Genomic DNA, 12,434 nt, shown 5'->3' with positions numbered 1-12,434 from the left:
ATGCTGCCACTGTGGATCGCCCTGCAATTTCTCAGCAGCTTGCCGATTCGCCTGCCGGGGATGCCCGAGCCGGAACAGCTCGGGCGTTCGTTGCTGTTTTATCCGCTGGTGGGGTTGCTGTTCGGGCTGCTCCTCTGGGCGCTGAACCTGGCATTGGCCGGCGCGCCGTTGCTGCTGCATGCGGCGCTGTTGCTGACGGTGTGGGTGCTGCTCAGCGGCGCGCTGCACCTCGACGGACTGGCCGACAGCGCCGACGCCTGGCTCGGCGGCTTCGGTGACCGCGAGCGCACCCTGACCATCATGAAGGACCCGCGCAGTGGACCGATTGCGGTGGTGACGCTGGTGCTGGTGTTGCTGCTCAAGTTCACCGCGTTGCTGGCGCTGATCGAGCAGGGACATGGGGCGGTATTGATCATCGTGCCGCTGCTCGGGCGCGCCTCGTTGCTCGGGTTGTTTTTGACGACGCCGTATGTGCGGGCCGGCGGGTTGGGGCAGGCGTTGGCTGATCATCTGCCGCGCCGGGTCGGATGGTGGGTGCTTGGGGGCAGTGCGCTGGTTTGTTTGCTGGTCGCCGGGATGAAGGCGTTAGTTGCGTTGCTGGTCGCGCTCGTTGGTTTCGTCTGGCTGCGGCAGGTGATGATGCGGCGGTTGGGCGGGACCACGGGTGATACGGCGGGGGCGTTGCTGGAATTGCTGGAGATGGTGGTGTTGGTTGGGGTGGTGCTGGTCTGACAGGTATCCGTTGCCTGTTCCGGCCTCTTCGCTGGCAAGCCAGCTCCCACAGGTATTGAGGGTGCTCCCAAATTTGGTGAACACTTGCTAAAACTGTGGGAGCGGGCTTGCTCGCGAAGAGGGCCGAACCGGCACCGCAAATGTTTTGGCTAAATTCATGTGTAACTTGATTTAACACAGTCGCGGGTATATACACGCATCATGCTTCCTTCTCAGTGTTTGTGCACCAACCTGCGTCGCGCCGCTCGTGGCGTCAGCAGGCATTACGACGGCGCTCTCGACGGCTTCGGAATCAACGTTGCCCAGTATTCTCTGCTGTGCAATCTGCAGCGACTGGATCAACCAAGCATTTCCGAGCTGGCCGAAGCCATGGGCCTGGATCGCAGCACGCTGGGGCGCAATCTGCGGGTGCTGGAAGGCGAGGGCCTGGTGGCGCTGGCCGAGGGCGAGGACATGCGCAATCGCATCGTCAGGCTCACCGAGACCGGTGCACAGCGTCTGGCGGCGGCGTTGCCGGCCTGGGAAGCGGCGCAACAGCGATTGATTGATCGTCTGGGTGCCGAGAAGCGTGAAACCTTGCTGCGACTGTTGGACGAACTGGCCTGAGCGCCGGTTTTTCCGGATCTAAGCGGGTATATACCCGCGAACGGAGAATAACAATGACATCGATGTGGCGTACGTGCGGTTGGGTGTTGCTGGGAAGTGCGCTGATTCTGGCGTTGTCATTGGGCGTGCGGCACGGCTTCGGCCTGTTCTTGTCGCCGATGAGCGCGCAATTCGGCTGGGGCCGCGAGGTGTTCGCTTTCGCCATCGCCCTGCAGAACCTGATCTGGGGCCTGGCGCAACCATTCACCGGAGCGCTGGCTGACCGTTTCGGTGCGGCGAAAGTGGTGCTGGTCGGCGGTGTGCTCTACGCCCTGGGCCTGGTGTTCATGGGCCTGTCGGATTCGGCGCTGACCCTGTCGTTGAGCGCGGGTCTGTTGATTGGTATCGGTCTGTCCGGCACTTCGTTCTCGGTGATCCTCGGGGTCGTAGGTCGCGCGGTGCCGCCGGAAAAACGCAGCATGGGCATGGGCATTGCCAGCGCCGCCGGTTCGTTCGGCCAGTTCGCCATGCTGCCGGGCACGTTGGGCCTGATCGGCTGGCTCGGCTGGTCGGCGGCGCTGCTGGTGCTCGGCCTGCTGGTGGCATTGATTGTGCCGTTGGTGAGCATGCTCAAGGACAAACCGCTGCCGGTGCTGGGGCATGAACAAACCCTGTCCGAAGCCCTGCGTGAAGCCTGTTCGCATTCCGGATTCTGGCTGCTCGCGTTCGGTTTTTTCGTCTGCGGTTTTCAGGTGGTGTTCATCGGCGTGCACCTGCCGGCGTATCTGGTCGATCAACATCTGCCGGCCACGGTCGGCACCACGGTGCTGGCGCTGATCGGATTGTTCAATATCTTCGGCACCTACACCGCCGGCTGGCTCGGCGGGCGCATGTCCAAGCCGCGTCTGCTGACCGCGCTGTACCTGCTGCGCGCGGTGGTGATCGTGTTGTTTCTGTGGCTGCCGGTGACCACCACGTCGGCTTATCTGTTCGGCATGGCCATGGGCTTCCTGTGGCTATCGACGGTGCCATTGACCAACGGTACGGTGGCGACCTTGTTTGGCGTGCGCAATCTGTCCATGCTCGGCGGGATCGTGTTCCTGTTCCATCAGCTCGGCTCGTTCCTCGGCGGCTGGCTGGGCGGGGTGGTGTATGACCGTACCGGGAGTTATGACTTGATCTGGCAAGTGGCGATTCTCCTGAGTCTGCTGGCGGCTGCGCTGAACTGGCCGGTGCGCGAGCGTCCGGTGGCGCGCCTGCAAGCGGGCGTGAGTGCGGCATGATGCGCTCCTGGCCGCGATTCGCCTTCGCTGCAGTCGGCGCCTTGTTACTGGCGCTGGCGTGGTGGGGCTGGCATCAGGGCGGTCTGGCGTTGATGCAGTTGGGCATGGGCGCTTGCCTGTAGGCTTTGATGGCGAGTAACGTCGGGGTCTGATGACTGCTCAAAGGATGCCCGACATGCTCATGCGCTGGTGTGCTGTACCCGCGTTGCTGATGGCGTTGACCGGACTGGCCCAGGCCGCTGATTGTCCGGAAGCGCTGCAAGGTTCGTTGCCCAAGCTGCGCGCCAAGGAATCCATCGATCTCTGTCAGCGCTACGCCGGCAAACCGTTGGTGGTGGTCAATACCGCCAGTTTCTGTGGCTTCGCCCCGCAGTTCGAAGGCCTCGAAGCGCTCAATCAACACTACAAGGCGCAGGGCCTGGAAATGCTTGGCGTGCCGTCCAATGACTTCAAGCAGGAGTCCAAGGACAGCGCCGAAACCGCCAAGGTCTGCTACGCCAACTACGGCGTGACGTTCGCCATGACCGAGCCGCAGAAGGTTCGTGGCGATGACGCGACCCCCCTGTTCAAGGTGCTGGCGCAGCAGAGCAGCGCGCCGAAGTGGAATTTCTACAAATACGTGATCGACCGCCAGGGCAAGGTGATCGCCAATTTCTCCAGCCTGACCAAGCCGGATGATCCGGAGTTTATTGCCGCGGTCGAGAAGGCGATCGCCTCAAAACCCCTGCAACCATGAATGTGCGCGCCGCCGACCCCTGTAGGAGCTGCGGCACGCTGCGATCTTTTGATCTTAAAGATCACGATCAAAAGATCGCAGCGTTCCGCAGCTCCTACAGGGGATACAAAAAAGCCCCGCTTTCTGCAAAGAGAGCGGGGCTTTTTTGTGGGCGAGGGATCAGCCTCGCCGTGCAGCATCAGAAGCGATAGGTCGCGCCGACACCGAAACCGTTTGCCGAGTTTTCATACTTGGCATCGTAGGTCTGGCCACGATCGTTTTCGTTGCGGATTTTGACCGATTCTTCCTTGAGGTACGAGTAAGCCACGTCGATGGTCAGGTCGTCGGTCGGGCTCCAGCCGGCACCGATGCTGAAGATCGTACGGTCGCCAGTCGGGATACGCGGCGAACGATCGACGTTGTTGGTCGGCGACTGGTCAAAGGTCAGACCGGTACGCAGTACCCATTCCTTGTTCAACTGGTACGAAGTACCCACAGCGTAAGCCCAGGAGTCGTGCCAGTTCTGGTCTTCGGTGATCTCGCCGAACTGACCCGCCAGCAGTGGCTGCACGCCGGAGTTCTTGACGGTGATCTTTTCCAACTGGCTCCAGCGGGTCCAGGTGCTACCGGCGTAGACGTTCCAGCGATCATTGATCGCCTGAGTCACCGAGAAGTCCACCGATTCCGGCGTGGTGATCTTCAGCGAGGCGTCGTACTTCTGCTGTGCGCCCAGGCCAACGGCGCCGAGTACGGCATAGTCGACCTTGGTGTTGCCTTCGAGCTTGTAGTCGACTTTCGAGTGGTAGGTCAGACCCAGGCGAGTGGTGTCGGTGGCCTGCACCAGCACACCGATGTTGTAGCCCAGCGCGGTGTCGTCACCCTTGATCTTGACCTTGCCGTCCGGCGCGGCCTGGGTGATCGACAGGTTGGATTCCAGGGTACCGTCGATACGGTTGATGGTCGGGCCGAAACCGACCGACACCACGTCGTTGAACTTGTAGCTGACGGTTGGCTGGAAGGTGATGACCTGCACTTCGGACTTGCTGCCGAAGTAACGGCCGGCGAAGCCTTTTTCGTAATCCGTGATCAGGCCGAACGGCACGTAGACGCCGAGGCCGAATGCCCAATGCTCATCGATCGGCTTGACGTAGAAGCCCATAGGTACGGAGGTGAAGGGCACCATGTCGCCTTTGTTGCTGCCGCCGTTAGGGCTGGAGCTGGCGTCGCTGATATCGGTGTGGGCATCGAGGAATGCAACACCGCCAGTCACTTGTTCGCGCGTGATGCGCGACATGCCGGCAGGGTTGCCATAAACAGTGCTTGCATCGTCGGCAGAAGAGGATCGCCCAGCGTAACCCGTGCCCATCCCGCTGATGCTGTGTTCGTTGATGGCAAAGCCCGCTGCGAAGATCTGGGTGGATGCCATGGCAACGGCGAGGCTAAGGGTGGTTTTGAGCATTACTTTTTTCATTATTAGAACTCCTGGTGATCACCGGGGCGAAAATTACCAACATTTTCGTCCCAGCGCTATAGTCCGTATAGCCTGAGTTAGAGCGGTTTTGTAGGACAATCCGACCAGATTCGCGACCTGTTGCGCGATCTTGTAAAACTCCCCGGTCAACACGCGACCTGATTCACCGGTGAAACACAGGTTTGCCAGGCGTAAGTGAAGTCGCGCAAACGTCCTTGCGGCTGGAAGGTCTGCCGCCAGATTCGCGCCATACCCAACAGATCATTGGGGTCGGGGAGGGTGGGGTTCTGTTCTTCGACCAGCAGCCAGGCAATGGCGGTGGCGTAACGCAGATTGACGGTCAGTTCGAGGTGCGGACCGCTAAGAAACGCATGCTGACTGGCGAGGCCGCGAACCAGGCTGGCGCGCTCCGGGTCCAGTGCCAGATAGTGGTCCCAAAGGGCTTGGTGGCGGTGCTCGGCAATGCGGTAAAGGCCGTGGCCACGGCGGTCATGCAGGGCGGAGCCGAGGGCGGACTGGCTGGCAGCGATACCCAGCAGCAGGGATTCGGCGGTTGCGCAGTGACGTCCCAGATAAATCAATGTGGGACGAATCACGTAGCGACACAGTTCGCTGGCAGCGATACCCATAATGCCCTCGATTCTTGTAATGGGCGGCGACACCTGGGGGCCTTGGCAGCGGTGGATCGGTTCAGGCTCGCCGCAAGCGGATCAAGCCGCTTGAGTTGAAGTGTAGTGTCATATTCACGACGTAAAGGCCTGTTTTTAAATTATTTCCGGCGAAGCCTTAAATGCGTTATATCCGCTGGTGCTTAAGCGCACCGGGCTAAAAGCGAAACATCGGGCAATAAAAAGCCCCGCATTTTTGTGCGGGGCTTTTTGCTTTTGCAGCCTGTTCGGCTTTCAGGCGACCAGCGCCTGACGAGTACGGTCGATCACGGCCTGCAGCGGTTCGGCGCTGGAGTATTGATCAGGGTACAGACGCTCGCTGTGGCGCGCGATCCCGTGTTCATTGACCACGGTGAAGCTGAAGCAGCCTTTGCGAGCAGCCATGATCAGGCAGTTCATTGGAGCAAAAGCGTTGGTTAGGGTGCGAATGGCATCCTGAGTATGGATTTGAGTCGACATAGTTATTAGGTGTTCCTACAAATGACACGGATAAGAACCGTGCAGCGTTAAAACGTTCCAGTGACGTCGACCACCATTGGCCGTACGAAGAACCCGACTGGAACAAAGCAGCCAGTTTGAAGCGCTAATAAGTTGGCGCGCTTGGGCTGGCAGGTAGGTACTTAGGAGGACAGGCGACACATCGAGGGCAAAGGTTCTGGGCCCGGGGTGAAGATCCTGATCAATTTGCAGGTTGGTTCGGTCAGAGTAAGTGCTCTTCGCAACACCCTTTGCATTCATTCAAAGGCAGTGCTGACGCAAGATTTACCTGGAAACCATCGAGGGGTCGTTCCCGCTGTTTTCGGTGAAGGGCTTCTTGGAAGAAGGTAGACCGTGGGGATGTGTTCGACCGGAATTGACTTTCAGCTTGGTACTAACGCCGCGGATAGTAATGGATCGTCCGGGGCAATGCAAATGTTGGGGTGAAAAAGATTTTGGGGGAAGCAGATTCGTCGGCTGGCAATGCCGGCCTCATCGCGAGCAGGCTCACTCCTACAGGGGAGTGTGCTTGGGAAGGCACCGTCCATCGCCACAAAAACGTGCAGCCAGCGCTCTCGCCAGCCCGCTTATCCCCAGCCCGAGGACGGAAACGACCCGAAAAAGCGCATCGATATAACCGGGTAACAGGTACTTGTGCACATTAGTTGCGCAAGCTGTCACCAGCCTGTCATATCGATCCTGACTCGCAGGGCTGCCTGTATCAAAAGTTTAAGTCAATGAAAAACATCGGTTTTTTTTGTTGGTGAAAAAATCGTCAGTTTGACTGGGAGCCCCATTCTACAAGGCTTTGCGGAGGTTGGAGGACGGTTGTCCACTGAGTTATCCACAGCTTCTGTGGATTGTCCCTAGCGCTTGCTCTAGGACGGGCGTGCCGGGTTTTTTTCGACTTTACCTGTGCGAAAAAAAGAGTAGAGTGGCGCGCCTTCCGATCTGTCCCACAGTGTTTTATGAAGTTTCGCTCAGTATCATCCTCTGTTACCTCCGAACACCCGCGTGTTACTTCCCCCAAGCGATTTTCCGTGCGTGTGGCCGAATGGCTGCTCGACAGTCCGCGTCTGGGTGACAGTCAAAATGCCAAACACCTGGCGGGACGCCTGCTCAAGCAACCGGCGCGCGAAGGCGTGGTCGCGGCGCAGAGTCGTCTGGGTCAGCTGATGTGCCGTGAATGCGGCAATGCCCGGGACCGGCGTATCGGTCAGGATCTGCTGCGGATGGCGGCGCGGGCCGGTGATCGGCGTGCGCAACAGGAACTCGGTCTGCTCGAAGACTAAGCTGTCCAACGTCCGGCGCCTTGGTTAACCTTCAGGCTTTATTGAATCGGCAGGAGTGGCTATGGCTATGGACTTGACCAGCGTGTTGCTCGGTCTGGCGGGCGCGGGTCTGCCGCTGCTGGCGCTGGCCTGGCAACTGCAGCGCCGGGCGAGCAACGCACAGGCCGAGGTCGCCTTGTTCGAAGAGCGACTGGCCATGGCGCAACTGGCGCAGGACGGGCTCAACGCCCAGCTCGAAGCCAGCCGTGACGAGGCGCTTGATCTGGTCCAGGCCAACGCCGCCAAACAGGCTGAACTGGCCGCCTTGCGCCGGGAAGTCGAGCTGCTGCAGATCGAGCGCGATGATGCCCGTGACGCGTCCCACGCCTGGAACATCGAGCGCGCCAACAAGGAAGCCGAACTGCGCCGCCTGGACGCCCAGGCCGCTTCGCTGAACGCCGAGTTGCGCGAACAACAGGAAAGCCATCAACAACGCCTCAACGACCTGCAAGGCTCGCGCGATGAGCTGCGGGCGCAGTTCGCCGAACTGGCCGGGAAGATCTTCGACGAGCGCGAGCAGCGTTTCGCCGAAACCAGCCAGCAACGCCTCGGGCAAATGCTCGATCCGTTGAAAGAGCGCATCCAGTCCTTCGAAAAACGCGTGGAAGAAAGCTATCAGGCCGAAGCCCGCGAGCGTTTCTCGCTGGCCAAGGAACTGGAGCGTCTGCAGCAGTTGAACCTGCGCCTGAGCGACGAAGCGACCAACCTGACCCGCGCCCTCAAAGGCCAGAAAACCCAAGGCAACTGGGGCGAACTGATCCTTGAGCGAGTGCTGGAACACGCTGGTCTGGAGAAGGGCCGCGAGTACCAGACCCAAGTCAATCTCAAAGGCCCGGATGGCGAGCGCTTTCAGCCCGATGTGATCATCTATCTGCCGGGCGACAAGCAGGTGGTGGTCGATTCCAAAGTCAGCCTGACTGCGTATCAGCAGTACGTCGCCGCCGAAGATGACACCATCGGCCAGATCGCCATCAAGCAGCACGTGCTGTCGTTGCGCAGTCACGTCAAAGGTCTTGCCGGCAAGGATTACAAGCGTCTGGAAGGCCTGCACAGCCTCGATTTCGTCTTGCTCTTCGTGCCGATCGAAGCGGCTTTTTCCGCCGCACTGCAGGCCGAGCCGACGCTGTTCCAGGAAGCGTTCGACCGCAATATCGTGATCGTCAGCCCGACCACGTTGCTGGCGACCTTGCGCGTGATCGACAGCCTGTGGAAGCAGGAGCGGCAAAGCCAGAACGCCCGGGAAATCGCCGAGCGCGCCGGCTGGCTGTACGACAAGTTTGTGCTGTTCATTCAGGATCTGGACGAGGTCGGCAATCGCCTGCAACAGCTGGACAAAGCCTACAGCTCGGCGCGCAACAAGCTCACGGAAGGACGCGGCAATCTGGTCAGCCGCAGCGAGCAGCTCAAGCTGCTAGGGGCGCGGGCGAGTAAGAGTCTGCCGGCGGATTTGCTGGAGCGGGCGATGACTGATGTCGATGGTCTTGTCGAATTACCGGAATAACTGCAAAAGCTTCGCGAGCAAGCCCGCTCCCACATTGGAATGCATTTCAAACTGTGGGAGCGGGCTTGCTCGCGAAGGCGTCACTGAAGTCACCAGCTACAGCGGCACATACCGACTCAACAACGCCCGCAACGCCGCCGGTTTCACCGGTTTTGCCAGATAATCCAGCCCGGCGGCATGCACCTGCGCCACGGTTTCCGGGCGCCCGTCGGCACTGATCACCACCCCCGGCACCGGCTCTCCCAGCGTGGTGCGCAGCCATGCCATCAGCTCGGTGCCGGTATCGCCGTGATCCAGGTGATAGTCGACCAAGGCCAGTTGCGGCCGCACGCCGTCGCTCAGCAGCGCCGCGCATTCCTCGCGATTGCGCGCCGTCCACACCTGACAACCCCAGCGGCTCAGCAGGCTGTTCATGCCAATCAGAATGCTGTCTTCATTGTCGATGCACAGCACTTGCGCGCCGCTGAGTAACTTGCCATTCGGTTCAATGGCAGCGTTGGTCGGCGCCGCTTGTGTCAGGGCCAGCGGCACACTGACGCTGAACACGCTGCCGCGTCCCGGCCATGAGCGCACGCTCAACTTATGACCCAAGACCCGGCACAAACCATCGGCAATCGCCAGACCGAGGCCGAGGCCTTTTTCGGCGCGGGTCTGATGGCTGTCGAGGCGTTTGAATTCCTCGAAAATCACCTGTTGCTTGTCTTCCGGAATCCCCGGCCCGCGATCCCACACCTCCAGGCACAGTTCGCCGCCGCGCCGACGTACGCCCAGCAGCACCGGGCCCTTGGCATAACGGAAAGCGTTGGTGAGGAAGTTCTGCAGAATCCGCCGCAGCAATTTGCTGTCGCTGTCGATGCGCACCTTGCTGCCACGCACCCGGAAACTCAGACCTTGTTCCTGCGCCAGTGCCTTGAATTCGGCGCCGAGGGTGTCGAACAGCTCATTGACTGCGAACGGCTTGCGATCGGGGTTGATCTTGCCGTTTTCCAGACGGGAAATATCCAGCAGGTCGCTGATCAGGTCTTCCGCCGATCGCAGCGAGCTGTCGAGGTGCTGCACCAGTTGCTGCGCCTCGCTGCTCAAGCCTTCGTTCTGGTGGGAGAGGGCGGCGGAGAACAGGCGCGCGGCGTTCAGCGGTTGCATCAGGTCATGGCTGACCGCCGCGAGAAAGCGGGTTTTCGACTGGTTAGCCGCCTCGGCATGGCCCTTGGCTTCGGTCAGCGCGAGGTTGAGTTGCGACAGTTCCTGGGTGCGCTCGCTGACCCGTTGCTCCAGGCCCTCGTTGGCCTCGGTCAGCGCCTGCTCGGCTTCGCGGAACGCGGTGATGTCGGTGAAACTCATGACGAAACCGCCGCCGGGCATCGGGTTGCCGATCAGCTCAATCACCCGGCCATTGGGGAATAAACGTTCCGAGGTGTGCGCACGGCCCTGACGCATCCAGTGCAGGCGTCGGGCGACGTGGACTTCCGCCTCACCGGGGCCGCACAAGCCGCGTTCAGCGTTGTAGCGAATGATGTCGGCAATCGGCCGGCCGACGCTGATCAAACCGTCCGGGTAGTTGAACAGCTCCAGATAGCGGCGGTTCCACGCCACCAGTTTCAGCGACTGGTCGACCACGCTGATGCCCTGGGTGATGTTTTCGATTGCGCCTTGAAGCAGGGCGCGGTTGAACTGCAGGACTTCCGAAGCTTCGTCAGCGATACGCACGACGTCTTCCAGCTGCATTTCCCGACCTTCGATCGCCGCTTTCACCACCGCCCGCGTCGAAGAGGCGCCCAGTACACCGGCGAGCAAACGTTCGGTGTGGGCGATCCATTCGCCGTCGGCGTTCTGGTTCGGATTGAAGGCTTTGCCCTGGCGGTAGGCGAAACGGATGAAGCTCTGGCGCGCCCGTTCTTCGCCGACAAACCGTGCGGCCAGTTGCAACAGATCGTCGATCTGCACCGCGAGCAGCGAGCGCGCATTCGGGCGCGCGCTGATCTCCTGACCGATAAAGCGCCCAGCCTGCCAGTGTTCCGAAACCCGCGTGCGCGACAGCACCGAGACCCAGGCGAATAGCGTGAAGTTGCCCGCCAGCGACAGCACCACGCCCTGGGTCAGCGGGGTGATCGGCAGGTTCAGCGGGTTGCTGTGCAGCCACGCCAGCCCGGGGAACGTGTTCAGTGACCAGCCGAGGCTGTGGGCGGCAATCGGCAGGACCAGCGTGTAGAACCAGAGAAACGTGCCGGCGGCCAGACCGGCGAACACCCCACGACGGTTGGCCTGTTTCCAGTACAGCGCGCCGAGCATCGCCGGGGCCAGTTGGGTCACGGCGGCGAAGGCGATCTGGCCGATGGTCGCCAGGCTCGCGGTGGAGCCGAGCAGGCGGTAACTGACGTAGGCCAGCAGCAGAATCAGCACGATGCTCACGCGGCGCACCGAGAGCATCCACTGGCGGAACACCTCGAACGGGCGCTCGGCATTGTTGCGCCGCAGCAGCCACGGCAACAGCATGTCGTTGGAGACCATGGTCGACAGCGCCACGCTGGCGACGATCACCATCCCGGTGGCGGCCGAGGCGCCGCCGATAAACGCCAGCAGCGCCAAGGCCGGATGGGCTTGGGCCAATGGCAGGCTGATCACGAATGAGTCGGGTAGCACATGACTCGGCAGCAGCATCTGCCCGGCGAGGGCGATTGGCACCACGAACAACGCGGCCAGCGCCAGATACGCCGGGAATACCCACTTGGCCAGGCGCAGGTCCTGCGGGTCGATGTTCTCCACCACCGTGACGTGGAACTGCCGTGGCAGACAGATGATCGCCATCATCGCCACCCCGGTCTGCACCACCATCGACGGCCAGTTGATGGTTTCTTTCCAGTATTCCTCCAGGCGCGGCGCGAGCATGGCCTGATTGAACAGGTCGTCGAAACCGTCGTAGAGGCCAAAGGTGACGAAGGCGCCGACCGCGAGAAAGGCGAACAGCTTGACCAGCGATTCGAACGCGATCGCCAGCACCATGCCCCGGTGGTGCTCGGTGGCGTCGAGGTTGCGCGTGCCGAAGACGATGGTGAACAGCGCCAGCACCAGCGACACGATCAGCGCGGTGTCCTGGGCGCGGGTGCCCATGGCATCAGCGCCGGCACCGATCAACAGGTTCACGCCGAGGACGATGCCTTTGAGTTGCAGGGCGATATAAGGCAGCACGCCGACCAGACAGATCAGCGCCACCACCACCGCCAGCGACTGCGATTTGCCGTAGCGCGCGGCGATGAAGTCGGCAATCGAGGTGATGTTTTCCTGCTTGCTGATCATCACCATTTTCTGCAGGACCCACGGCGCGCCCAGCAGCAACAGGATCGGCCCGAGGTAGATCGGCAGGAAGGACCACAGCTGTTCGGCGGCCTGGCCGACCGCGCCGAAGAATGTCCAGCTGGTGCAATAAACCGCCAGCGACAGGCTGTACACCCACGCGCGCATCCGTGGCGGCAACGGCGTGCTGCGACGATCGCCGTAGAAGGCAATGGCGAACATGATGGCCATATAGGCCAGGGCGACGGCGGCGATCAGCCCGGTGGACAACGACATGCAACACTCCCGACAAATGACTCCCCGGCAGTCCTGCCCGGGCGGACAGTCTCGCATGAGTGCGGCGGTTAGTCAGTGTCGACCAAGGTCGTGGCGTGGCGGGG

Annotated in this window: 11 protein-coding genes; 7 read left to right on the top strand and 4 right to left on the bottom strand. The window is 61.2% G+C overall.

The genetic code is table 11. The features are described from left to right. The 5 genes from ACXR0M_RS21560 to ACXR0M_RS21540 all read left to right on the top strand — a co-directional run bounded on the left by ACXR0M_RS21560 (position 1) and on the right by ACXR0M_RS21540 (position 3,336). Positions 1–732: an adenosylcobinamide-GDP ribazoletransferase gene (locus ACXR0M_RS21560; RefSeq protein ID WP_458833764.1), complete on the top strand. Its 732-nt coding sequence runs from the start codon at positions 1–3 to the stop codon at positions 730–732. A gap of 201 nt (positions 733–933) precedes the next feature. Further along, complete coding sequence (locus tag ACXR0M_RS21555; RefSeq protein ID WP_007950413.1) at positions 934–1,338, top strand: MarR family winged helix-turn-helix transcriptional regulator; 405 nt, start codon at positions 934–936, stop codon at positions 1,336–1,338. Positions 1,339–1,391: 53 nt separating this feature from the next. Then, positions 1,392–2,600 (top strand): MFS transporter, encoded by a 1,209-nt coding sequence (locus ACXR0M_RS21550; RefSeq protein ID WP_458833763.1) that lies wholly within the window; start codon positions 1,392–1,394, stop codon positions 2,598–2,600. Then, a complete protein-coding gene (locus tag ACXR0M_RS21545) occupies positions 2,597–2,722 on the top strand; it encodes a hypothetical protein (protein ID WP_458833762.1) in 126 nt (41 codons plus the stop codon). The genes ACXR0M_RS21550 and ACXR0M_RS21545 overlap by 4 nt, the downstream gene beginning before the upstream one ends. A 53-nt stretch (positions 2,723–2,775) precedes the next feature. Continuing rightward, entirely contained in the window at positions 2,776–3,336 is a 561-nt protein-coding gene (locus ACXR0M_RS21540) for a glutathione peroxidase (RefSeq protein ID WP_458833761.1), read from the top strand. A gap of 178 nt (positions 3,337–3,514) precedes the next feature. Here the strand turns inward: ACXR0M_RS21540 and ACXR0M_RS21535 are convergent, their stop codons facing one another. The 3 genes from ACXR0M_RS21535 to ACXR0M_RS21525 all read right to left on the bottom strand — a co-directional run bounded on the left by ACXR0M_RS21535 (position 3,515) and on the right by ACXR0M_RS21525 (position 5,913). Continuing rightward, entirely contained in the window at positions 3,515–4,786 is a 1,272-nt protein-coding gene (locus ACXR0M_RS21535; RefSeq protein ID WP_458833760.1) for an OmpP1/FadL family transporter, read from the bottom strand. A 146-nt stretch (positions 4,787–4,932) separates the two neighbouring features. Next, positions 4,933–5,415 (bottom strand): hypothetical protein, encoded by a 483-nt coding sequence (locus tag ACXR0M_RS21530; RefSeq protein WP_025111983.1) that lies wholly within the window; start codon positions 5,413–5,415, stop codon positions 4,933–4,935. Between the two features lie 273 nt (positions 5,416–5,688). Continuing rightward, on the bottom strand, positions 5,689–5,913 hold the full coding sequence (locus ACXR0M_RS21525) for a hypothetical protein (RefSeq protein WP_064586664.1): 225 nt from the start codon (positions 5,911–5,913) through the stop codon (positions 5,689–5,691). Between the two features lie 986 nt (positions 5,914–6,899). Between ACXR0M_RS21525 and ACXR0M_RS21520 the strand changes: the two genes are divergently transcribed. Continuing rightward, positions 6,900–7,223: a sel1 repeat family protein gene (locus tag ACXR0M_RS21520; RefSeq protein WP_458833759.1), complete on the top strand. Its 324-nt coding sequence runs from the start codon at positions 6,900–6,902 to the stop codon at positions 7,221–7,223. A 175-nt stretch (positions 7,224–7,398) separates the two neighbouring features. After that, positions 7,399–8,763, top strand: a complete 1,365-nt coding sequence (locus tag ACXR0M_RS21515) for a DNA recombination protein RmuC (RefSeq protein WP_458833879.1) — start codon at positions 7,399–7,401, stop codon at positions 8,761–8,763. A gap of 96 nt (positions 8,764–8,859) precedes the next feature. Here ACXR0M_RS21515 and ACXR0M_RS21510 read toward each other — a convergent pair whose 3' ends face one another. Beyond that, the gene (locus tag ACXR0M_RS21510) at positions 8,860–12,330 is read right to left on the bottom strand and encodes a hybrid sensor histidine kinase/response regulator (RefSeq protein ID WP_458833758.1); all 3,471 of its coding nucleotides are present in this window, start codon (positions 12,328–12,330) and stop codon (positions 8,860–8,862) included. Positions 12,331–12,434: the final 104 nt, after the last annotated feature.

This window comes from Pseudomonas sp. Eth.TT006, from assembly GCF_054456575.1.
This window is presented reverse-complemented; position numbering and strand designations above follow the sequence as displayed.

What these genes read in the sequence shown, in the direction of transcription:
- ACXR0M_RS21560 (WP_458833764.1), top strand. Translation starts at nt 1, where the DNA reads ATGCTGCCACTGTGGATCGCCCTGCAATTTCTCAGCAGCTTGCCGATT.
- ACXR0M_RS21555 (WP_007950413.1), top strand. Translation starts at nt 934, where the DNA reads ATGCTTCCTTCTCAGTGTTTGTGCACCAACCTGCGTCGCGCCGCTCGT.
- ACXR0M_RS21550 (WP_458833763.1), top strand. Translation starts at nt 1,392, where the DNA reads ATGACATCGATGTGGCGTACGTGCGGTTGGGTGTTGCTGGGAAGTGCG.
- ACXR0M_RS21545 (WP_458833762.1), top strand. Translation starts at nt 2,597, where the DNA reads ATGATGCGCTCCTGGCCGCGATTCGCCTTCGCTGCAGTCGGCGCCTTG.
- ACXR0M_RS21540 (WP_458833761.1), top strand. Translation starts at nt 2,776, where the DNA reads ATGCTCATGCGCTGGTGTGCTGTACCCGCGTTGCTGATGGCGTTGACC.
- ACXR0M_RS21535 (WP_458833760.1), bottom strand. Translation starts at nt 4,786, where the DNA reads ATGAAAAAAGTAATGCTCAAAACCACCCTTAGCCTCGCCGTTGCCATG.
- ACXR0M_RS21530 (WP_025111983.1), bottom strand. Translation starts at nt 5,415, where the DNA reads ATGGGTATCGCTGCCAGCGAACTGTGTCGCTACGTGATTCGTCCCACA.
- ACXR0M_RS21525 (WP_064586664.1), bottom strand. Translation starts at nt 5,913, where the DNA reads ATGTCGACTCAAATCCATACTCAGGATGCCATTCGCACCCTAACCAAC.
- ACXR0M_RS21520 (WP_458833759.1), top strand. Translation starts at nt 6,900, where the DNA reads ATGAAGTTTCGCTCAGTATCATCCTCTGTTACCTCCGAACACCCGCGT.
- ACXR0M_RS21510 (WP_458833758.1), bottom strand. Translation starts at nt 12,330, where the DNA reads ATGTCGTTGTCCACCGGGCTGATCGCCGCCGTCGCCCTGGCCTATATG.